We start from the raw sequence: 22257 nt of genomic DNA, 5'->3' as shown, positions 1-22257 counted from the left end.
CCGTGAAAGGCTGGGAAATGAACGGGGCGCCCCCTTGCATTGCCCGCCGGGATGCGCTTAAATGTTCTATATACGAACATAAGATCGTGTATCGAACGTTCAACGCATCATAGGGAGTGCAGGGACGACCTGTCAAGGGCGCGGTCCGCCGTGCGGTTGGCGTGTCGGGCCCCATGCGCTATCTTCTCGGCTGCACGACATTCCAGGCGCTCATGACAACCGACGATATTCAAACGAAACCCGGCGACTCCTATGTGCAGTCGTTCGCGCGCGGCCTCGCGGTGATCCGCGCATTCGACGCGGCGCGCCCGGAGCAGACGCTCACCGAGGTCGCGTCGGCCACCGGCCTCACGCGCGCGGGCGCGCGCCGGATCCTGCTCACGCTGCAGACGCTCGGCTACGTCGAGGCCGACGGCCGGCTGTTCCGGCTCACGCCGAAGATCCTCGAGCTCGGCTTCGCGTACCTGACGTCGATGCCGTTCTGGAATCTCGCCGATCCGGTGATGGAGCAGTTGTCCGCGCAAATCCACGAAAGCTGCTCGGCCGCGGTGCTCGACCGCACCGAGATCGTCTACGTGCTGCGCGTGCCGACCCGCAAGATCATGACGATCAACCTGTCGATCGGCAGCCGGCTGCCCGCGTACTGCACGTCGATGGGCCGCGTGCTGCTGTCCGCGCTCGACGACGCGGCGCTCGACGAAACGCTCGCGCAAAGCGGCATCCGTGCGCATACGCCGCGCACGATCACCGACATCGGCGAACTCAAGGCGACGATCGCGCAGGTGCGCCAGCAAGGCTGGGCCGTGGTCGACCAGGAACTCGAGGTGGGCTTGATGTCGATCTCCGCGCCGATCCGCAACCGGCGCGGGCAGGTGATCGCCGCGATGAACATCAGCGGCAACGCGCAGCGGCATACCGCGAAGCAGATGGTGAAGGAGTTTCTCGGGCCGCTGCAGCAGGCCGCGCAGACGGTATCGGAGCTGGTCGCACGGCGCGGGTGAGCGGTCACTTCGCGCGCCGGATCGGCAACATGGCCATTCGCGCATGGCGTGAAGCACGCGGATCGAGCCGATAGTGCGGATACCGCGGATAAAAAGACGGGCGGCATGCGCCGCCCGCTCAACTCTCTGACTCTGTTTGCAACGTCCTTCTCACGGAACACGGAGCGCGCTCCGCATTACCCAATTTAGGGGCGCGGCAACGCCCGGTCAATTTGACGAGAACGAAATTGCACGGCGCCTCTCGGACGCCGTGCACGCCCGGCACCGCTCACGCGCCCAGCAGCATCCCCGTTCGCACCGGTACCGTGCCGGTCACGCGGCCGAGCGGCGCGCCGGCCGTCACGAAACGGATCGCGCGCCGCATGTAGAACACGCCATCGGTCGCGCTCGAGATCGTCGTGACCGCATCCGTCAGCGGATCGACGATGTCGAACAGCGGATCGCCCGCACGGATCGTCGCGCCGATCGCCGCACGGTGCACGAGGATCCCGCTCACCGGCGCGTAAAACTGCTCGCTGCCCGCAAGCGGCGTGGCCGGTGCGGCCAGCGGCGGCAGCGGTGCGCGTTCGCCGCGCACCGCACCGCACCACACGAGATAGTCGACGAGCGCGTCGGCGTCGCGTTGCGCATAGTCGTACGTCACGTCGCGCTGGCCGCGGCACTCGACGGTCACGGCCACGGTGCCGGCCGCCATCGGCGTGCCGTCCGGCAAATGCGCGCGCAACCGCGACCACAGCAGGTGATGCGCATCGTCGAACGCATGGCCGCCCGAATCCTCGGCGAGCAGCGACACCTCCGCACCGAGATAACGCGCGAGCGGCTCGACGTCCGGCCACGCGGTCTCGCTCGTGTACACGTGCATCACCGCTTCGAGCGAGCAATGCAGGTCGATCACGACGTCGGCGTCGTGCGACAGCTTCAGCAGCGCAAGCTGCAGCGCATCGAATTCGGTGCGCGGCGCGATGTCGTCGAGCGCCGCGCCGACGCATTCGCGCACGATCGCGCGATTGCGCGCGCCGTCGTCGCCCAGCCGGTCGCGCGCCCGGGCCGCAATCTCGGCGAGCGGCAGGAAGCCGCGATTGAAGTTGCGGCCGCTCGCGAGGTCGAAACGGCCGATGAACTGCCCGAGCAGATGATGATTGAGGCCGACCGGGTTCGACACCGGCACGAGCACGATGTCGGCCGCGAGCCGGCCTGCGGCGTCGAGCTGCGCGAGACGCTGCTTCAGCACGACCGCCGCGAGCATCGCCGGCGTCTCGTCCGCGTGCAACGCGGCCTGCAGGTAGATCTTGCGGCCGCTGTCGGCCGGCCCGAAATGAAAGCTCGTCAGCGTGCGCTGCGTGCCGATCGACGGCGACAGGAGCGGCGTGGTGCGAATCTGCATCGATGGTCTCGAACGGATGAAAACGGGAAATCGGGACAACGGGCCTGCACGGCGCTCAGTCGCCGTACGGGTTGAAATCGAAGTACTGCTTCGCGATCCGGTCGTACGTACCGTCCTTCAGCATCGCTGCGATCGCGCCGTCGATCGACGCCTTGAGCGCGGTATCCGACTGCCGCATGCCGATGCCGACACCGCGATCGCCCATGTCGAGCGGCGCGCCGACGAACGCGAAGCCCTTGCCGCGCGGCTGGCGCAGGAACCCGTAGTCGGCTTCCACGGCGCCGAGCAGCGCCGCGTCGAGGCGGCCGTTCACGAGGTCGGCGAACACGTCGTCCTGGCTCTTGTACGGCACCACGCCGACGCCGGCCGGCGCCCAGTGCGCGAGCGCCCACGATTCGAACTGCGTGCCCGACTGCACGCCGACGCGCTTGCCGGCCAGCGACGCCACCGTGCCGTCGAGCCCGCTGCCGGGCCGCGCGACGAGCCGCGACTTGAAGCGGAACAGCTTCGACGAGAACAGGATCTGTTTCTCGCGCTTCGCGGTGATCGCCATCGACGACAGGATCGCGTCGATCTTGCGCGCCTGCAACGCGGGGATCATCCCGGAGAATTCGAGCTCGACCCACTGGCAGCGCAACTGCGCGCGGCGGCAGATCTCGTTGCCGAGATCGACGTCGAAGCCTTTCAGGCTGCCGTCGGGCGCTTTCGCATCCATCGGCGGATAGGTCGGGTCGATGCCGAGCCGCACCACGTGCGCGTCGAGCGCACACGCGGACGTGGCCGCCAGGCCAATGCACAGGGAAACGAGCGGGACGAGGAAACGTTTCATGTTCGACGATGGGCAGGTAGCGGGACGAACGGCATGCGCCGGACTGCCTGCGATCGTAGGGGCCGCCGGCTGCCGCCGGAACCATCGGCTGACTTATCATGATCGGTATTTCCGATCACCGGCCTCGCAGCTTCCCATGGCGTTCACGCTGTCCCAGCTCCGCATCTTCCAGGCCGTCGTCGAGCACGGCAGCCTGCGCGCGGCCGCACGTGCGCTCGATCTCGCGCAAAGCGGCGTCTCGCAGCAACTGCAGGGCCTCGAGGCGACGCTCGGCGCGACGCTGTTCACGCGCACCAATCGCGGGATCGTGCCGACGGCCGTCGGCCAGCGGCTGCTCGCGCGCTCCGGTTCGATCCTCGGCGAATGCGACCAGGTCGAGCGGGAAATCCGTCAGTTGAGCGGCGCCTACGAAGGCACCGTCACGCTCGGCCTCGTGACCGAGCCGCTGATCGACGCGTTCGCGCCCGTGCTGACCGCGTTCCGCGCGCGCTTCGACAAGGTGGACGTGCACCTGCGCACCGGCACGTCGCGGATGATGATCGGCTGGCTGCGCGAAAGCGCGGTCGATTTCGCGATCGCGCTGGTCGCGAAGCAGACCGACACGACCGATCTCGCGGTCACGCCGTTGCGCACGTCGGCGCCGGTGGTCGTCTGCCGCAACGGGCACCCGGCGATGCATGCGCGATCGCTCGCCGAGCTGGCCGACCATGCATGGGTGTCCACGCGCTCGCCGAACCTGAGCGCCGACCCGGTCGTCAACCGGCTGCTCGCGTACTTCGACGCGCACGGCCAGCCGCCGCCGAAGATTCTCGCGACCGTCGAAGGGATGTTCGAGACGCTGCAGATCGTCACGCAGACCGATTCCCTCGCGCTCGAAACCGAAGCGATCACACGGCACGGGCCGTTCGCCGGCGCGCTCGTGAAGGTGCCCGTGCGCGAACGGGCCGAAGCGCAGGACGTCTGCCTGCTGCAGCGCGCGGCCGTACCGCTGACGCCGGCCGCGCAGGAACTCGCGACGATGCTCGCGTCGTATCTGAGGGTGGTGCGCGGGCGGTAAGCGCGCACGGCCGCGCGCGCCGCCTGCCGTCTATCGTGTTTGGCAGGCCGAGGGCAAGGTCAGGCACTGATCGCGAGCAAGCTCGTCGACAGGACCGAGTTGCTCGGTGCACTGCCGACGACGTCACGGGAGTTTTGTTCACGACATCGTGCGAGTCCGATTGGACGCCTGTCCCACTCTGCTTGCAACATCATACGAATTGGTTAGATACTGGTAATGTTGATGAAGTCAAATTGCAAGAATTGCCGAGTTGCAACAATCTCGGTCACGCGTGTCATGTCTCCTGCCCTTCGAGGGCAAAGCGTGTTGACTTGGTCAACTTCGAAATCGGTTTGACTTTTTCGCAGAAAAACAAACGCTACTGGGACCATTAGATGAAAAGACGACACTTTCTTGGGGCTTCCACCGCTTTATTGGCAAGCAGTCCTATCCGAGCACTCGCGCAAGGGCACGGTCCGGCGGACGATCTTATGCCACCGATCAGCGTTACGGCACCGACCGGACTCTCGCTCCCCATAGCCACACCCAATGGGCCCGCCGGGGGTTATCATTGGGCAATAAATGGAGATAATATTCGTGGCGGCATATTTCAAATTGGCAAATTCAGATTAGTCAATGGGAAAAAAATTCTCGAAGCTGCCGCCGCCGGGCGCTCGCGAGACGTGCTTTATGAATTTGGATATGGGATGGAACTTGCAAGCAAACAAGTTGTGCAAGCGCAAATTTCAACTTATGCCCTCTTCACCTCGTGGATTGCAGACATGGGCTGGCAAGGCATTAGTGGTGCAACCCAGTATGGCCTTTCCGATACGACGTTTAGTGGCCTCACAACAGCATTTGGGTTGTTCAGCGACTATTATTTCAGTCACCTCCCGGCCCCACCCATTGAGAGCTTTAAATTCTACGCCACTCCATTTTTCACCCTTTCAGCTTACTACAATTGGATTAGAGGAAACGGAGACCCAAAATCAGTTGACCTAAAATCCTTGAGACTTGGAATCGGTGCTCAGCAGATATCTCCGATAAGAGACATTATCGTCAACGATGCCATGGGGCCTGGAACCTATCGGATCGACGCCCAGTTCAGCACGAATTTATTGAGCGATCAAGAATTAATTGTCGGATCGGCACTTGGACGAGTGAGCGGCCACATCCAAGGTGAGCTATTTTTAGGAAGTGATGACAGCTTCTATTTCAGAGGCGAATATACACTTTACCCAGACAAGTTCGACTTTGATGCTTCGCGGTCTCGTCCGTCGATACAAGAGGCTTTGACTACGTTCGTCCGAAAAATTGGAGAATTTACTGATCACAAAGATTTCATGATCTATTTTACGGGATCGCAACCGCTCAACATCAACGGAACCAGGGCCAGCATCAAAGCAACGAATCCAGATGGAACGCCAGCGGCGGTCCATACGGCGCGGCCGGGTGGCTTCGGACGCCGGCCATAAGTCATTTCACTGACCCACGAACCGGCATGAGGAAAGCTTAAAAACTTTCCTCACATCGACAAACCGGATTTTTTTGATTGCGGAGGGAGTTTTGACAAAAAAAATACTCAAATACACGGCGACCGCCAGTGGTGCATTACTAGTATGCGCATCGGTTTTATTTGCCATTCTAGTTTACGTTAGAAATTGGGACAACGGAGATGGCACGTGCCCCCAAATGAGCCGTCTCGAAATAACGGGATTCGTCGAAAAATACGCCAACCAAAATGGCTTGTCTAAAATCGTTTTTGACGAAAACTTCGAATACGTCACCGACCTCCACCAATGGAAGGTTCCGTATCGATCTGATGGCCATCGGTATATTGCAAAAATGACGTGCCTTGGAGTCATTCTTGATAATGTGGGTCCGTATAATTGATTTCCAATTTCACCCCTTATAACAGCTTGGCAGCGGCAACACGATAGGTCCCGCTTGGACAAGCCATGGTTTGCGGACACCCGATAAAGTGGACCGCTGCTGCCGCTCACAATGGCAGCCTGCACCCTGACGCTGTCGAGATCGCTAGCCGCTTTGCCCCCGCACCTCGCGCTCGGGACTGTAGCTGGCCGGTCCGAAACCTCGCGCACCGGCCAGTTCAAGCGGTATGCTCGGGCCCGCGGCTTCGTCGGGGCCATCCAGCCCGTTCCGACCACCCTGCTCGGTAACCTCAGGCCACATCACGCATCACGCGTCAGTCCAGCGATTCCCGCGCGGTCTCGCGCAGCATCGCGACCGCGATCAGCGACAGCACCACGCACGCGGCCACGTAGCCCGCCGGCGCGAGCTTGCTGCCGGTCGTCTTCACGAGCCAGGTCGCGATCAGCTGCGCGGTGCCGCCGAAGATCGTCACCGCGAGCGCATACGCGATCGAGATGCCCGTCGCCCGCACGTGGCGCGGCAGCGACTCGCACATCAGTGCCATTTCCGATGCGGAGCCGAGCGAATAGAACAGCAGCATCAGCGCGGTCAGCGGCAAGATCACCGACAGCGTCGGATGATGGTTCATCAGCCAGAATGCCGGAAACAGCAGCGCGACCAGCACGCCGCGGCCGACGAAGATCGGCAGGCGCCGGCTGCCGAGCTTGTCCGACAGCCAGCCGAACAGCGGGCACGTGACCAGCATCACGCAGCCCGACGCGACCCCGACGAACATCGACAGCTTCATCGGCAAGCCGAGCGTGTGGATCGCGTAGGTCGGCATGTAGAAGGTCAGGATGTAGGTCGACACCGTGCCGCCCATCACCGTGAGCATCAGCAGCAGCACCGTGCGCGCGTGCTTCGAGAACAGCTCGTGCAGCACGCCGCGCTCGATGCCGTGATGGCGGTCGCCGGGCGCGTCGTCCGCGAGCCGGCGACGCAAAAACATCCCGACCGGCGCGATCAGCACGCCGACGAGGAACGGCAGCCGCCAGCCCCAGCCTTCCAGCGCGTCCTTCGTCATCGTGTTCGACAGCAGCGCGGCGAACCCCGAGCCCATCAGCGCGGCACCGCCTTGCGTCGCGAGCTGCCAGCTCGCGCGGAACGCGCGGCGCGACGTGCCGCCCTGTTCGAGCAGCGTCGACGTCGCCGCGCCGAATTCGCCGCCTTGCGAGAAGCCCTGCAGCAACCGCGCGAACACCACGAGCAGCGGCGCGGCCACGCCCACCTGCGCATAGGTCGGCGCGATCGCGATCAGGCCGGTGCCGAGCGCCATCAGCATGATCGTCAGGTTCAGCGCGGCCTTGCGCCCCTTGCGGTCGGCGTAGACGCCGAGCACGACGCTGCCGAGCGGCCGCGTGAAGAAGCCGGCGGCGAACGTCGCGACCGACAGCAGCAGCGACGTGGTCGGGTCGCTCGACGGGAAGAACAACTTGCCGATCAGCACCGCGAAGAAACCGTACACGGTGAAATCGAAGAATTCCAGCCAGTTGCCGATCACGGCCGCGGCGATCGCGCCGCGCCGCGTGACGGCAGGCGCGCCGGGCGCACCGGCTTCGGCGGCGCCCGGCGACGCGGGGTGCAGCGCGAGATGGTCTTTCTGCATCGCTCTCCTCTCCTCTGAATGCGGCCGGAAGCGCCGGCCGCGCGCCGCCGTTGCGATCACTGCCCGAGGTAACGCTCGACGAGGCGCGTCCAGAACGCCGCGCCGATCGGCAGATTGCGATCGTTGAAGTCGTATTTCGGGTTGTGCACCATGCAGCCGTCCTCGCCTTCGCCGTTGCCGAGCCGCACGAACGAGCCCGGCCGCTGCTGCAGCATGAACGCGAAATCCTCGCTGCCCATCAGCAGGTCGGCCTGCTCGACCACGTGCGCATCGCCGACGAGTTCACGCGCGACCTGCGCGGCGAAATCCGTTTCGGCATCCGTATTGACCACGACCGGATAGCCTTCGATGTACTCGACGTTCGCGGTCGCGCCGTAGCTCGCAGCCTGCGTTTCGGCCAGCTCGACGATGCGGCGCTTGAGCAGCGCACGCACGTCGGGGCTGAACGAACGCACGCTGAGTTCGAGGCGCGCGCCGTTCGGAATCACGTTGTTCGCGGTGCCCGCGTGCATCGAGCCGACCGTGACCACCGCCGGCTGCGACGGGTCGACGTTGCGCGCGACGATCGTCTGCAGCGCCATCACGATGCTCGCGGCGACGACCACCGGGTCGACCGTCAGATGCGGGCGCGCCGCGTGGCCGCCGACGCCTTCGATCGAGATGATCGCCTTGTCGCCGGCCGACATGAACGGGCCGCGCCGCGTGAGGAAGACGCCGGGCGCCGCGCCCGGATGGTTGTGCATGCCGAACACGGCGTCGCACGGGAAACGCTCGAACAGGCCGTCGTCGATCATCTTCTTCGCGCCGCTGTCGACGCCGTGCTCTTCCGCCGGCTGGAAATACAGGTGCACGGTGCCCGAGAAGTTGCGCGTCTTCGCGAGATGCCGCGCGGCGCCGAGCAGCATCGTCGTGTGGCCGTCGTGGCCGCACGCGTGCATCTTGCCGTGCGTGCCGCTCGCATACGGCAGGCCGGTCGCCTCGACGATCGGCAACGCATCCATGTCCGCGCGAATGCCGATGCTGCGTGCGCCGTCGCCCACCCGCAGCGTGCCGACGACGCCGGTCTTGCCGACCCCGCGCGTCACCTGCCAGCCCCATTGCTCGAGCTTGTCCGCGACGAGCGCGGCCGTGTCGTGCTCTTCGTACGCGAGTTCGGGATGGTGATGGATGTGGTGACGGATCTCGCGCAGCCCGCCTGCGGCGGGCATCAGATCCTCGACTTCGGTGAATCGGGTAGCGGTGGTCATCAAGGGGCTCCTGCCGTTCGTCTGCGCACGCGGGGGATGCGTGCGGGAAAGCGAGCCACTATAGCGAGCCGATATCCGCGCAATAAGATGCGGAATTTTTCACCGCGATAAGGTTTATTAATCAGGGTTAATACGGGGCGTCGGTCCGGTGCGTGAACTTCGATTAGATGCGGGTACGACTTTCGATCAGATGTGGACGGGACCGCCTAGAGCATCGCGGGAACGCCCGTGGCATAAGGCATATCCGTATCTAACCGAAAGTAGCTTCTGGAGCCCTCTCACGAGGGCCCGTACATTGTCGCGAACATGTCAATGGCAAACCCCGGAGCGCCCGACCGCAGGCATTTCGCAAGAAAGCGAAGCACCTCGAGCCAAGGCGACGCCACCCTCTCGTGCGCGACTTGCTTCGGCGAGTGACAGGAAGCGGGCGCTGCGTCGACGGCCGCGGCGACTGCTTGGGCGATGGGCGTACACGCGCCCGCCCTCGACCGGCCGCCGAGCGCCCCGCCGCAACGGCGGCGCGGCACACCCACCGCCGACGCCACGCCCCTCGCAACTACTCGACCTGCTTCAACGCTTGCAGCCCGTCCGGCAACTTCGCATCCGGAAACTGCGTGGACAACGAGGCATCGCGCCACCGCGCCGCCTCTTCCGCGCGCTGCCGCTCCGCCTGCTCGCAGACGAACAGCGCATCGCCGCCGAGCAGCAAGCGCATCGGCACGTCGTCGCGACGCGACAGCTCGACGATCAGCGCCGCGATTCGGGCGGGATCGCCGACCTCATGCCCGCCATACGCGCCGAGCAGATCGAGAATCTTTCCGACCGACGGCCGATAGTCCGGCAGCAGATCGTCGATCCCGCGCTTCGCCTGTGCGGCCCATTCGGTACGCATCCCGCCGGGCTCCAGCGTGCACACGCGCACGCCGAACGGCGCGACTTCCTTCGCGAGCACGTCGCTGAACCCGCCGACCGCCCACTTCGCGGCCTGGTACGCGGACAATCCCGGCGTCGACGTCCGCCCGCCGACCGACGACACCTGGAAGATGTGCCCCGCGCGCTGCGCACGCATCGTCGGCAACACGGCCCGCGTCAGGTTGATCACGCCGAACAGGTTCGTTTCGATCTGGTCGCGGAAGACGTCGGCGCCCATCTGCTCGAACGGCGCCGTGTGGCCGTAGCCCGCGTTGTTCACCAGCACGTCGATGCGCCCGAACGCGGCGCGTGCCGCCGCGACGGCCCGCGCGGCCGCCGCTTCGTCGGTGACGTCGAGTTCGACCGGCAGCAGCCGGTCGCCATGACGCTCGGCCAGATCGGCCAGTCGCGCCGGATCGCGCGCGCCGGCCACTAGCCGGTCGCCGGCTGCCAGCACCGCTTCCGAAATCGCTCGGCCCAAGCCGCGTGCGGCCCCCGTTACCAACCAGACTTTCGACATTTTCCGCTCCTTGATCGTGATGAAACGACTAAAATGAATGATTACTTACTCATTAATATGAACGACGTAGCAGCCCTTGCGACCCTGCAACGCCCTGCCGGTCGTGGCGGCACGCGCCGCCGCGACGGCGACTTTCGACTCACACCGCGTGCAATACGGCCCACAACGCGCGAAACCCCGCTTCCCGGTAGGCATCGGCCCGCGCCGGGTCGCGTGCGATCGACTCCATCGCGGTTGCCGCGATCGACGTAAACAACGCCGAGCAGAACGCATGCGCTTCGTCGCGGTTCAGCGCGCCCGACGCGGCGACCTGCTCGCGCAGCAGCGTGCCGATCGCGCCGAAGCCTTCCGCGCCGGCCGCGCGATGCGCGTCGTCGATGCGCCCGCTCACGCCGAGCTGCTGCAGCGCGCGCCGGCCGTCCGGATTCGCGACGCCCCACGACACATAGCCGTTCCACGCATGCCGCACGGCCTGCTCGGCCGGCGCACGGTCCGGAAACCCGGCCATCATCGCTTCGCGCAAGCCGGCCTTCAGGCTCAGATACAGCGCGTTCAGCAACGCATCCTTGGTCTCGAAGTACGTGAACACCGTGCCTTCCGCCACGCCGGCGAGCCGCGCGATGCGTGCGGTCGTCGCGGCCGCGCCGTCCTCGGCGAGCGCGCGCGCGGCCGCGGCGAGGATGGCTTCGTGCTTGTCGGGACTGCGCGGTCGGGCCACGTTCGATTCCTTTAATGAGTGAGCACTCAATCATAATTGAGCGGCGAGGCGCAATGCAAGCCCTGTTACATCCGGGGGAACGCATACGCAATCCATCAAAACGGTGCACTATTAGCGTTTTGCCGTACCGGCGCCGGCCATCCGGCGCCCGATGCCCTCGACGTTCGTTTCACGTTCACCGTTCCAAACCGCGAACCTCCCATGACGACTCAGCCTTCCCAGACCGCGGCCGACCGGCCCGTCGACATGATCATCTTCGGCGGCGGCGGCGACCTCGCCGCCCGCAAGCTGTTGCCCGCGCTGTACATGGCGCACCTGCACTGCAATCTTCCGCCCGAGACGCGCATCATCGCCGTCGGCCGCCGCGACTGGGGCATCGACGGCTACCGCAAGTTCATGGACGAGCAGTCGCGCCCGTTCATCGACGAGAAGGCGTTCGACGCCGACGCGTGGAGCCGCTTCCTCGACCTGTTCAAGTACGTGCTGATCGACGTGAACGCGCCGGACGACTACCAGCGGCTCGCCGAAGCGGCGCGCGGCGACGCGATCCGCGTGTTCTACCTGTCGACGTCGCCGGAGCTGTTCACGACGATCTGCGACAACCTGTCGGCCGCGCACCTCGTCGACGCGCACTCGCGCGTCGTCCTCGAAAAGCCGCTGGGCCACGATCTCGCGTCCGCGAAGGCGATCAACGACGCGGTCGGCAAGCACTTCGAGGAATCGCAGATCTACCGGATCGATCACTATCTCGGCAAGGAAACCGTGCAGAACCTGATGGTGCTGCGCTTCGGCAACCCGATCTTCGGGCCGCTGTGGCAGGCGCCGAGCATCCGCAGCGTGCAGATCACGGTCGCGGAAACGGTCGGCGTCGGCAGTCGCGCGGGCTTCTACGACCACACCGGCGCGCTGCGCGACATGGTGCAGAACCACCTGCTGCAACTGCTGTGCATCGTCGCGATGGAGCCGCCCGTGTCGCTCGATCCGGACGCGGTGCGCGACGAGAAGCTGAAGGTGCTGCGTTCGCTGCGACCGATGTCGCTGTCGGACGTCGCGCGCGACACGGTGCGCGGCCAGTACACGGCCGGCGCGGTCGACGGCCAGCCAGTCAAGGGCTATCTCGAGGAAGACAACGTGCCGGCGGACAGCCGCGCGGAAACCTTCGTCGCGCTGCGCGCGTACATCAACAACTGGCGCTGGGCGAACGTGCCGTTCTTCCTGCGCACCGGCAAGCGGCTGCAGCGCCGCCAGTCGGAAATCGTGATCGAGTTCGCGGACATGCCGTTCTCGATCATCCCGACCGGCCCGCGCCACTACAGCAACCGCCTCGTGATCCAGCTCCAGCCGGAAGAGTCGATCCAGTTGCAGATGCTCGCGAAGGAGCCGGGCAGCGGGATGAACATGGTGCCGGTGAGCCTGAACCTCGACCTGCAGCAGGCGATTCCGGAGCGGCGCGCGGAAGCGTACGAACGGCTGCTGATCGACGTGATCCGCGGCCGCCTCACGCACTTCATGCGCCGCGACGAGCTCGAAGCGGCGTGGTCGTGGGTCGAGCCGATCCTCGACGGCTGGAAGCAGCTCGGCGACCGGCCGCGCCTGTACACGGCCGGCACGTTCGGGCCTGCCGCCTCGTCGGCGCTGCTCGCGCGCGACGGGATGTCGTGGGCCGAAGAGGCGTAATCGCCGCCCGACGGCGTGCCGCCGCGCGGCACGCCCGTTCCCGACCGGTCGCGCCGCCGGCGCCGCGTCGCTACGGCGACAGCAGCCACGTGGCCTTGCGCCGCGCCGGCGCATCGCGCCCGCTGCCGGCGCCGAGCATCTCGATCAGGTAATCGACGAACGACGCGATCCGCGACGAGATCGCGGTGTTCCGGTAATACACCGCGTTGATCGGCTGCTCGACCTCGAGCGTCTGCCGCGCGAGCACCTGCACGAGCCGCCCGGCCTCGCGATCCTGCGCGGTCACGAAATCCGACAGGCACACGACACCCGTGCCCTCCAGCGCGAGCTGCCGCAGCGTCTCGCCGCTCGACGACCACACGTCGGGCTCGATGCGGCAAGGCTCGCCGTCCGTGCCGAGGATCGGCCATACGTTCAGCGATTCGGGCTGCGTGAAGCCGAGCAGCGTGTGCTTGCGGAGATCCTCGACCTTGCGCGGCTGGCCGTGCGCTTCGATGTAGGCGGGGCTCGCGAGCATGCGCACTCGGCTGTTGCCGATGCGCCGGCTGTGCAGCGTCGAATCCTTCAGCCGGCCGATCCGGATCGCGACGTCGGTGCGCCGCTCCAGCAGATCGATGATGCCCTCGTTGCTGTTCAGTTCCAGTTCGACCTTCGGAAAACGCTCGCGGTAGCCGCGCACGAGCGGCACGATCACGTGCAGCATGAACGGCGTCGCGGCGTCGACGCGCAATCGCCCGGACGGCATCTCGCGCCGCGCGAGCATCTGCTCTTCCGCGTTCTCGACCGATTCGACGATCGCGCGCGCATCCTGCAGGAATGCGCGCCCTTCCTCGGTCAGCTCGAGCCGGCGCGTGGTCCGGCGCAGCAGCGTGGTCTTCAGCTTCTCCTCGAGCCGCGCGAGCGTGCGGCTCGTCGCCGACACGGTAAGGTCGAGGTGCTGGGCGGCGGCGGTGATCGAACCGGTGTCGACCACGGCGATAAAGGCCTGGAGTTCGTCGAGGGTGGTCTTCATTGTTGATTTGAAATCAAAACAATTTGGTTTATAGACCAGTTTTTAAGCAAAAGTAAAGCCGGCACACTGCGATCCATTCCTACCGAAACCCGGATCCCGTCATGCCACTCGCGTTGCTTGCGTTGACCATCAGCGCCTTTGCCATCGGCACCACCGAATTCGTGATCGTCGGGCTGATCCCGACGATCGGTGCGGACCTCGGCGTCAGCCTGCCGTCCGCCGGCCTGCTCGTCAGCCTGTACGCGCTGAGCGTCGCGATCGGCGCGCCGCTGCTCACCGCGCTCACCGGCCGCGTGCCGCGCAAGGCGCTGCTCGCCGGGCTGATGGCGCTCTTCACCGTCGGCAACCTCGTCGCGTGGCAGGCGCCCGGCTACGAATCGCTGATCGTCGCGCGCGTGCTCACGGGCCTCGCGCACGGCGTGTTCTTCTCGGTCGGCTCGATCATCGCGACGACGCTCGTGCCGAAGGACAAGGCCGCGAGCGCGATCGCGACGATGTTCAGCGGCATGACCGTCGCGTTCGTCGCCGGCATTCCGCTCGGCACGTTCATCGGCCAGCACTTCGGCTGGCGTGCGACGTTCCTGATCGTCGCGCTGTTCGGCCTCGTCGCGTTCGTCGGCGCGGTCGCATTCGTGCCGCGCGGGCTGCCGCAGACGCCGCCGGCGCCGCTCGCCCGCCAGTTGCGCGTGCTGGCCCAGCCGCGCCTGCTGCTCGTCTATGCGATGACGGCCGTCGGTTACGGCGGTTCGCTGATCGCGTTCACCTATATGGCGCCGCTGCTCGAACGGATCGCCGGCTTCACGCCGTCGCAGGTCAGCCTCGTGCTCGTCGGCTACGGCGTATCGGTCGCGATCGGCAACGTGTGGGGCGGCAAGCTCGCGGACGCCGTCGGCCCCGTGAAGGCGCTCAAGCGGATCTTCCTGCTGCTCGCGATCGTGCTGCTCGCGTTGACCTTCACGATTCACGCGAAATGGCTCGCAGTCCTGACGATGCTCGCGTGGGGCGCCGTGGCGTTCGGCAACGTGCCGGGGCTGCAGGTGTACGTCGTCAAGCAGGCGCGCCACTTCGCGCCGGACGCCACCGACGTCGCATCGGGCTTCAACATCGCCGCCTTCAACCTCGGCGTGGCCGGCGGCTCGTCGCTCGGCGGCCTGATCGTCGCGAGCGTCGGCCTCGGCCACACGCCGTGGATCGCCGCCGTCGTCACGCTCGGCGCATTTGCGCTCACCGCGCTGAGCGGCCGTCTCGACCGCCGCCACGGTCTGCCCGAGCGCACGGCCGGACCCGTCGAACTCGCCCATTGAACTCACCTTTTTCAGGAGCCACCAGCATGAACGCATCGACCCCACGCCCGCCGTTCGCCGGCAAGACTTTCGAAGTCCGTTACGACGGCCTCACCGCGCTCAACGCATACGACGAAGACGGTCGCCACATGCGCTACGAGATCACCGAAGGCCCTTACGTGGGCGCGAAGGGCGAAGTCGAATACACGTGGCAGCGCGTCGCCGGCGAGACCTACGCGATCTCGTGGCAGGAAGCCGATCGCGCCACCGTCGTGCATATCGACGATTTCGCCGCCGGCACGTCGCGCTCGTTCTTCACCGCGTCGTCGCTCGATTTCTACCGGCTCGACGGCAGCCTGCGCGCGGTCTGAACGGAGGCGTCCATCATGCTCACGTCGCTCGACAAGCTCGCCGACGGCGGCTTCAGCATCGGCATCGAACTGCCGCTCGACAACGACTGGACCCCGGCCGGCAACGCGAAACGCCAGCATGACGGCCGCCACCCCGGCGTGCCCGACCTGGAAATCCACGCGGAACTCGCGCAACTGGCCGACACGCTCGGCTTCCGCGCGCTCTGGGTGCGCGACGTGCCGGTGTACGACCCGTCGTTCGGCGACGCCGCGCAGGTGTTCGAGACGTTCTCGTATCTCGGCTACCTCGCCGGGATCACGCGCGACATCCTGCTCGGCACCGCGGCCGTCGTGCTGCCGCTGCGCGAACCGCTGCTCACGCTGAAATCGGCCGCGACGATCCAGGAATTGAGCGGCGGACGCCTGCTGCTCGGCGTCGCAAGCGGCGACCGGCCGGTCGAGTATCCGCTGTTCGGCCGCGACTTCGCCACGCGCGGCGCGACCTTCCGCGACCACGTCGCGCTGCTGCGCGACGGCGCGCGCGGGCATCTGCCGCCCGGCCTGGACGTGCTTCCCGCGGTCCGTTCGCCGGTGCCGCTGCTCGTCGCGGGCCTCGCGCAGCAGACGCCCGCGTGGATCGGCGAGCACATGGACGGCTGCCTCGCGTATCCGGGCACGCCGGCCGATCACCTGCAGCGCGCCGCGAGCTGGCGTGCGGTAGCCGGCGGCAAGCCGTACGTGAGCTTCATCCATCTCGACCTCGCGGACGATCCGCACGAGCCGCTGCAGCGGCACCGCTTCGGCGCCCGCGCGGGACGCGTCGCGCTGACGGAGGAACTCGCGGCGATGCGCGACGCGGGCGTGCAGCACATCGGCCTGCATTTCCGCCGCAACCGGCGGCCGCTCGACGAAACGATGGCCGAGATCGCGGCGGACGTGCTGCCCGCCTTCCATCCGCAAACGAATCTGCAGACGCGGGCCGCATAAGGCCGGCCACGGCCCGCATGCACCCGCAGCACGATCGATATTTGACTTCAAATCAAATATTTTTGATTTCTAAAGGCGTTTATTTCATGAGTATCAAGCGCCAGAATGATTCCGATACCGCAATCGTTCCCCCTCTTTCAGGAGCACAGATGAGCAAGATTCCCGCCTTCGGCCTCGGTACGTTCCGCCTGCAAGGCCAAGTGGTCGTCGACTCGGTGCGCAACGGCCTCGAAGTCGGCTACCGCGCGATCGACACCGCGCAGATCTACGGCAACGAAGCCGAAGTCGGCGAAGCGATCGCCGCGTCCGGCGTGCGCCGCGAAGACCTGTTCCTCACGACGAAGATCTGGGTCGACAACTACGCACCGGACAAGCTGGCGGCCAGCCTCGAGGAAAGCCTGCGCAAGCTGCGCACCGACCATGTCGACCTGACACTGATCCATTGGCCGGCGCCGGGCAACGGCGTGTCGATCGACACGTTCATGACCGCGCTGGCCGACGCGAAGGCGAAGGGCCTCACGCGCCAAATCGGCATCTCGAACTTCAACATCGAACTGACGAAGGAAGCGATCGCGGCCGTCGGCAGGGACGCGATCGCGACGAACCAGATCGAGCTCAGCCCGTACCTGCAGAATCGCAAGCTGGTCGAGTTCCTGAACGCCGAAGGCATCCACGTGACGTCGTACATGACGCTCGCGTACGGCAAGGTGCTCGGCGACCCGGTGCTCGGCGCGATCGCGCGGCGTCACGACGCGACGCCGGCGCAAGTCGCACTCGCATGGGCGCTGCAGCTCGGCTACTCGGTGATTCCGTCGTCGACCAAGCGCGAGCACCTCGCGAGCAACCTGCTCGCGCAGACGCTGCGCCTGACCGACGAAGACATGACGCAGATCGCCGCGCTCGAACGCAACGGTCGCGAAGTCGACCCGGCCGGCCTCGCGCCGAAGTGGGACTGAGCGCCGCGCCCTCATCCGACACGACCCGTCGCGGCCCGCCGGCCGCGGCACCGACAGGACACCACCATGACCCAGGACCCGCTTTTCCAACCGCTGCGGCTCGGCGCGCTGACGCTGCCGAACCGCATCGTGATGCCGCCGATGACGCGCTCGCGCGCAAGCCAGCCCGGCGACGAAGCCAACGAACTGATGGCCGCGTATTACGCGCAGCGCGCGAGCGCGGGCCTGATCGTCAGCGAAGGCACCTACATCGCGCCGCTCGGCAAGGGCTACGCGTGGACGCCCGGCATCCACACGCCGTCGCAGGTCGCCGGCTGGCGCAAGGTGACGGACGCCGTGCACGCCGCGCACGGCCGCATTTTCGCGCAGCTGTGGCACGTCGGCCGGCTGAGCCACACGAGCCTGCTCGGCGGCGCGCAACCGGTGTCGTCGTCGCCGCTCCAGGCGAAGGGCGTGAACGTGTTCATCGCCGGCGAAGACGGCAGCACCCCGGGCTTCGTGCAGGCATCCGAGCCGCGCGCGCTGTCGATCGACGAGATCCGCGAGATCGTCGATCAATACCGCGCCGCCGCCCGCCACGCGATCGAAGCCGGCTTCGACGGCGTCGAGCTGCACGGCGCGAACGGCTACCTCGTGAACCAGTTCATCGACTCGAACGCGAACACGCGCACCGACGCGTACGGCGGCTCGCTGGACAACCGGCTGCGCTTCCTGCGCGAAGTCGCGCAGGCGCTGATCGAAGGCGCCGACGACGCGTCGCGCGTCGGCATCCGCCTCGCACCGTTGACCACGCTGAACGGCTGCGTCGACGACGATCCGGAAACGACCTACGTCGCCGCCGCGAAGCTGCTCGGCGAGCTCGGCGTCGGCTACCTGCACATCGCGGAAGCCGACTGGGACGACGCGCCGCTGATGCCGGTCGCCTTCAAGCAGCAATTGCGCGCGGCGTTCCCGGGCGTGCTGATCTACGCTGGCGCGTACACCGCCGAGCGTGCACGCGAAGCGATCGCCGCCGGCTGGGCGGACCTCGTCGCGTTCGGCCGTCCGTTCGTCGCGAACCCCGACTTGCCCGAGCGCCTGCGCACCGGCGCGCCGCTCGCGCCGCATGACCGCAACACGCTGTTCGGCGGTGGCGCCCGCGGGCTGACCGACTACCCGACGCTCGCGCAAGCCGCGGCCTGAACGCTTCGGTCGTGCGTGCCCGGCCGGGCGCTGTATGCCGGCTCCGCACCGGTCGACATTGGCCCGGTCGCGATCCACCGATCGCTGCCCCGCTGCCTCGGCAATCGCGGCGACTATCGCCGCGATTGCCATTTCCTCATTGCGGCCGGTGCAATCGGCGTCTAACGTTGACGGAATCGCCTTCGTACGACCATTCGACCTGAAAGGACGCCTCGCCATGCCCAGTTGCTCCCCGACCCGCGACATGCTGCTGGCCATGACGGCCGGTCTTGCCTTGGCGGCCGTCGCCGCACCGGCGTACGCCGGCGATCCGGCCGGCCTCACTCCCCCCGATCCCGTGACGACGGTGCTGTCCACCACCGCGACCGGCGTGCAGATCTATGCATGCGAATACGATGCCGAACACCGGCTTGCATGGTCCTTCGTGCGGCCGGAGGCGATGTTGTTCGATGAAGGCGGCGCGCTCGTCGTGCGGCACGGCGCGGGGCCGTCGTGGGAAGCGCTCGACGGTAGCCGCGTGACCGGCAAGAAGCGCGCGGAAGCGCCGAGCGCCAGCCCGGCCAGCATTGCGCAACTGTTGCTCGCGACGACGCCGCCCGCGACGGGCACGCTCGCCGGCGTGCGTTTCGTGCAGCGGCTCGATACGTCGGGCGGCATGCCGCCGGTCGCAACGTGCGCAACCGAGCATGCGGTCGGCCGCTTCCCGTACTTCGCGCGATACGTGTTCCTGAAGTGACGCGCGCGGCACCGTCGGCGTCGGGCGTCGTCGCGGCAATCCGCCAGTTACTCGGTGTTCCTGTCTTTCAGGCACGCATGGTTGCGCGCGGCGGCGAATCCCGTCGCCCGCCGCAGTTCGCACCGACCTTCCCGGCCACGCCGAAGGCTATTTGTAATATTCAATGCATCGCCCCCTTCCATCCCGCCCGCCGACCCTGCATTCAAATAGTCCCCTTAACGGATTCGAACTAGGCGTATACACGTGTGTCGGCGCGACGAAGCCCCGTTGCACGCCGATATAAGCGCTGCGACATGCGCTGCATGCTCGTCCCCCGATGGGACGTGATCGGTTGCTCGCCTAACCTTCGCTACGGCAAAGCACACGTGACGGGGTCGACCACACCACGCGTCGTCCGACGCGACACCCTCGCGATCGTTTCGATTCGCCCGTCACGACGCGCATCGCGCGTCATTCGTCGCCACGACGTTGCCGAACAATCCCAACAGATACGAGACACCCTGACGACGGTCCGCCACGGACCGTTTCAGCATGCTGATAAAGGAGCAAGCTCATGAGCGATACCCCGGTGCAGCCGACGGTCGGCGTCGGCGCGGAAGAAACTGACTTTGGCGCCCAGGGAGTCATCGACCGGTACTTCGGCATTTCGTCGCGCGGCAGCACGCAGCGTCGCGAGATCATTGCCGGCGTGACCACCTTCCTCGCGATGGTCTATTCCGTGTTCGTCGTGCCCGGCATGTTCGGCAAGGCCGGTTTCGACACGAGCGCCGTGTTCGTCGCGGTCTGTCTCACCACCGCGTTCGGGTCGCTGCTGATGGGCCTGTGGGCGAAGCTGCCGATCGCGATCGGCTGCGCGATCTCGCTGACCGCGTTCACCGCGTTCGGCCTCGTGCTCGGCAAGGGGCTGCCTCCGACGGTCGCGCTCGGCGCCGTGTTCCTGATGGGCCTCGTGTTTACCGGCATCTCGGTCACCGGCGTGCGGTCGTGGATCCTGCGCAACCTGCCCGCGGGTGTCGCGCACGGCACGGGGATCGGCATCGGCCTGTTCCTGCTGCTGATCGCATCGAACGACGTCGGCCTCGTGATCAAGAACCCTGGCGCCGGCCTGCCGGTCTCGCTCGGCCAGATCACCGCGTTCCCGGTCATCATGTCGGTCGTCGGCCTCGCCGCGATCTTCGGCCTCGAAAAGCGTCGCGTGCCGGGCGGCATCCTGCTCGTCGTGATCGCGATCTCGGTATTCGGCCTGATCTTCGATCCGGGCGTGAAATACCGCGGCATCTTCGCGCTGCCGTCGCTCAGCGCGCCTGGCCACGCATCGCTGATCGGCGCGATGGACATCAAGGGCGCGCTGTCGATGGCCGTACTGCCGAGCGTGCTCGCGCTGGTGATGACCGCCGTGTTCGACGCGACCGGCACCATCCGCGCGGTCGCCGGGCAGGCCGGCCAGCTCGACGAAAACGGCCGCATCGTCAACGGCGGCCGCGCGCTGACCGCCGATTCGATCAGCTCGATCTTCTCCGGCCTGCTCGGCGGCGCGCCGGCGGCGGCCTACATCGAGTCGAGCGTCGGCGTGGCCGCCGGCGCGAAGACGGGCCTCGCGGCGGCCGTGGTGGGCCTGCTGTTCCTCGTCGTAATGTTCTTCTCGCCGCTCGCGGGACTCGTGCCGTCGTACGCCACCGCACCGGCGCTGATGTACGTCGGCCTGTTGATGCTCGGCAGCGTGAGCAAGCTGCACATGGACGACATGGTCGACGCGATGTCGGGCCTCGTGTGCGCGGTGTTCATCGTGCTGACCGCGAACATCGTGACGGGCATCATGCTCGGCTTCTCGACGCTCGTGATCGGCCGCATCGCCAGCGGCGAATTCCGCAAGCTCAACGTCGGCACCGTGCTCATCGCGGCCGTGCTCGTCACGTTCTATCTCGGCGGCTGGGCGATCTGAGCGCGGCACCTGCGCGACGTCGCCTGCACGAGGGCGACGCGCATCGAGACGAGATCGTCTCCTCCACCATCGTCGTCGATGGTCTCCAGGCCTGGGAACGCGAGTTTCCAGGCTTTTTTTGTCCGTGCGACGCCGCGTGACGCGCTTCGCGACAACGGCGCGATACCCGTTCGCGCCCGGCGCCACGCTCGCGGCGTCGCGCCGTCAGAACGGCTTGATCACGGCCAGCCCGACGACGAGCGCGATCGCGACGATCGCCGCGCCCGCCGCTTGCCCCAGCCACGGCGCCGGCATGACGACGAGATCGTCGCGCTCCATGCGCCGCAGCGTGCCGGCCAGGATCCCGTGCAGCACCGACAGCGCCGCGACGAGCGCAAGCTTCGCCGACAGCCACGCGGCGCCGAACCAGTGACCGTTCAGCGCGAGCGCGATGCCGGCGATCCAGACGAGCGCGAGCGCGGGCGCCGTCACCGTGCGATCCCAGCGGCGCACCGCGCGATGCACGGCGAGGTTCGCAATCCGGACCCCGACGGACGACAACAGCAACCCGCCGACGAACGTGACGACGGCGACCAGATGCACGGCCTTCAGCACCAGGTAGATCATCGCGCGTGCCGCCGGCGCGCGATCCAGCCGGCGCTCGCCAGCCCCGCGAACGGCACGACGGCCGACAGCAGGAGCCGCGCGACTTCGCCCTTGCTCCACAGCCCGCTCGACGCGGTGCCGACCACCGCCCATCCATACATGACGAACGCGACGCCGTGAACCGGGCCCATGATCGATACCGCGACCGGATAGCCGGCCAGATGCTTGAGCGGCACGGCCACGCACACCAGCACGACGAGCGTGGTCGCTTCCAGCAGCGACAGGTATTGCAGGTTCCGCAACGCGTTGCGATCGTCTTGTTTCATCGGCAGGCTCCAGGTGGGTCCGCCGCGATTGTCGCG

At 66.6% G+C, this 22257-nt stretch carries 20 protein-coding genes; 11 read left to right on the top strand and 9 right to left on the bottom strand.

What is annotated here, in order from left to right:
- The first annotated feature begins 212 nt into the window (after positions 1 to 212).
- A complete protein-coding gene (locus WT53_RS12440) occupies positions 213 to 1001 on the top strand; it encodes an IclR family transcriptional regulator (protein WP_059780215.1) in 789 nt (262 codons plus the stop codon).
- 268 nt (positions 1002 to 1269) lie between these two features.
- Here WT53_RS12440 and WT53_RS12435 read toward each other — a convergent pair whose 3' ends face one another.
- Together WT53_RS12435 and WT53_RS12430 are read right to left on the bottom strand one after the other, a co-directional pair.
- The gene (locus tag WT53_RS12435) at positions 1270 to 2385 is read right to left on the bottom strand and encodes a succinylglutamate desuccinylase/aspartoacylase family protein (protein ID WP_060260052.1); all 1116 of its coding nucleotides are present in this window, start codon (positions 2383 to 2385) and stop codon (positions 1270 to 1272) included.
- Positions 2386 to 2440: 55 nt separating this feature from the next.
- Complete coding sequence (locus WT53_RS12430; RefSeq protein ID WP_034206037.1) at positions 2441 to 3214, bottom strand: transporter substrate-binding domain-containing protein; 774 nt, start codon at positions 3212 to 3214, stop codon at positions 2441 to 2443.
- Positions 3215 to 3350: 136 nt separating this feature from the next.
- Between WT53_RS12430 and WT53_RS12425 the strand changes: the two genes are divergently transcribed.
- Positions 3351 to 4271 (top strand): LysR family transcriptional regulator, encoded by a 921-nt coding sequence (locus WT53_RS12425; protein WP_034206036.1) that lies wholly within the window; start codon positions 3351 to 3353, stop codon positions 4269 to 4271.
- Between the two features lie 470 nt (positions 4272 to 4741).
- The gene (locus tag WT53_RS32255; RefSeq protein ID WP_257127832.1) at positions 4742 to 5725 is read left to right on the top strand and encodes a lipid II-degrading bacteriocin; all 984 of its coding nucleotides are present in this window, start codon (positions 4742 to 4744) and stop codon (positions 5723 to 5725) included.
- Positions 5726 to 6456: 731 nt separating this feature from the next.
- On the opposite strand, the gene WT53_RS12420 is transcribed toward WT53_RS32255, so the two are convergent.
- The 4 genes from WT53_RS12420 to WT53_RS12405 all read right to left on the bottom strand — a co-directional run bounded on the left by WT53_RS12420 (position 6457) and on the right by WT53_RS12405 (position 11185).
- A complete protein-coding gene (locus tag WT53_RS12420) occupies positions 6457 to 7788 on the bottom strand; it encodes an MFS transporter (protein WP_059821846.1) in 1332 nt (443 codons plus the stop codon).
- A gap of 56 nt (positions 7789 to 7844) precedes the next feature.
- Positions 7845 to 9035: a M20 aminoacylase family protein gene (locus tag WT53_RS12415; protein ID WP_060260049.1), complete on the bottom strand. Its 1191-nt coding sequence runs from the start codon at positions 9033 to 9035 to the stop codon at positions 7845 to 7847.
- A gap of 556 nt (positions 9036 to 9591) precedes the next feature.
- The gene (locus WT53_RS12410) at positions 9592 to 10467 is read right to left on the bottom strand and encodes an SDR family NAD(P)-dependent oxidoreductase (RefSeq protein WP_034206034.1); all 876 of its coding nucleotides are present in this window, start codon (positions 10465 to 10467) and stop codon (positions 9592 to 9594) included.
- Between the two features lie 139 nt (positions 10468 to 10606).
- Complete coding sequence (locus tag WT53_RS12405) at positions 10607 to 11185, bottom strand: TetR/AcrR family transcriptional regulator (RefSeq protein ID WP_060260046.1); 579 nt, start codon at positions 11183 to 11185, stop codon at positions 10607 to 10609.
- Between the two features lie 201 nt (positions 11186 to 11386).
- Between WT53_RS12405 and zwf the strand changes: the two genes are divergently transcribed.
- On the top strand, positions 11387 to 12862 hold the full coding sequence (gene zwf / locus WT53_RS12400) for a glucose-6-phosphate dehydrogenase (RefSeq protein ID WP_034206032.1): 1476 nt from the start codon (positions 11387 to 11389) through the stop codon (positions 12860 to 12862).
- Between the two features lie 70 nt (positions 12863 to 12932).
- Here zwf and WT53_RS12395 read toward each other — a convergent pair whose 3' ends face one another.
- Positions 12933 to 13874 carry a LysR family transcriptional regulator gene (locus WT53_RS12395; RefSeq protein ID WP_059780062.1) on the bottom strand — a complete coding sequence of 314 codons (942 nt, stop codon included), beginning with the start codon at positions 13872 to 13874 and terminating at the stop codon, positions 12933 to 12935.
- 101 nt (positions 13875 to 13975) lie between these two features.
- Between WT53_RS12395 and WT53_RS12390 the strand changes: the two genes are divergently transcribed.
- The 7 genes from WT53_RS12390 (at position 13976) to WT53_RS12360 (ending at position 21310) form a co-directional block, all read left to right on the top strand.
- Positions 13976 to 15178, top strand: coding sequence for an MFS transporter (locus WT53_RS12390; RefSeq protein WP_060260043.1), 1203 nt, complete (start codon positions 13976 to 13978; stop codon positions 15176 to 15178).
- Between the two features lie 26 nt (positions 15179 to 15204).
- The gene (locus WT53_RS12385; RefSeq protein WP_060260040.1) at positions 15205 to 15528 is read left to right on the top strand and encodes a hypothetical protein; all 324 of its coding nucleotides are present in this window, start codon (positions 15205 to 15207) and stop codon (positions 15526 to 15528) included.
- A 15-nt stretch (positions 15529 to 15543) separates the two neighbouring features.
- On the top strand, positions 15544 to 16494 hold the full coding sequence (locus tag WT53_RS12380) for an LLM class oxidoreductase (RefSeq protein ID WP_060260038.1): 951 nt from the start codon (positions 15544 to 15546) through the stop codon (positions 16492 to 16494).
- Positions 16495 to 16643: 149 nt separating this feature from the next.
- Positions 16644 to 17450: a 2,5-didehydrogluconate reductase DkgB gene (gene dkgB, locus WT53_RS12375; protein WP_060260035.1), complete on the top strand. Its 807-nt coding sequence runs from the start codon at positions 16644 to 16646 to the stop codon at positions 17448 to 17450.
- Between the two features lie 66 nt (positions 17451 to 17516).
- Entirely contained in the window at positions 17517 to 18632 is a 1116-nt protein-coding gene (locus tag WT53_RS12370) for an alkene reductase (protein ID WP_060260032.1), read from the top strand.
- A gap of 217 nt (positions 18633 to 18849) precedes the next feature.
- Entirely contained in the window at positions 18850 to 19368 is a 519-nt protein-coding gene (locus tag WT53_RS12365; protein ID WP_059780067.1) for a DUF3455 domain-containing protein, read from the top strand.
- A 553-nt stretch (positions 19369 to 19921) separates the two neighbouring features.
- A complete protein-coding gene (locus WT53_RS12360; protein WP_034206024.1) occupies positions 19922 to 21310 on the top strand; it encodes an NCS2 family permease in 1389 nt (462 codons plus the stop codon).
- Between the two features lie 204 nt (positions 21311 to 21514).
- On the opposite strand, the gene WT53_RS12355 is transcribed toward WT53_RS12360, so the two are convergent.
- Positions 21515 to 21916, bottom strand: coding sequence for a CopD family protein (locus WT53_RS12355; protein ID WP_034206023.1), 402 nt, complete (start codon positions 21914 to 21916; stop codon positions 21515 to 21517).
- Positions 21913 to 22221 carry a DUF3817 domain-containing protein gene (locus tag WT53_RS12350; RefSeq protein WP_060260029.1) on the bottom strand — a complete coding sequence of 103 codons (309 nt, stop codon included), beginning with the start codon at positions 22219 to 22221 and terminating at the stop codon, positions 21913 to 21915. The genes WT53_RS12355 and WT53_RS12350 overlap by 4 nt, the downstream gene beginning before the upstream one ends.
- Between the last annotated feature and the right edge of the window lie 36 nt (positions 22222 to 22257).

It is taken from the genome of Burkholderia sp. MSMB2157WGS (assembly GCF_001532755.1).
GTDB lineage: Bacteria > Pseudomonadota > Gammaproteobacteria > Burkholderiales > Burkholderiaceae > Burkholderia.
The sequence above is the reverse complement of the archived record's forward strand: the minus strand, read 5'-3'. Positions and strand labels throughout refer to the sequence as shown.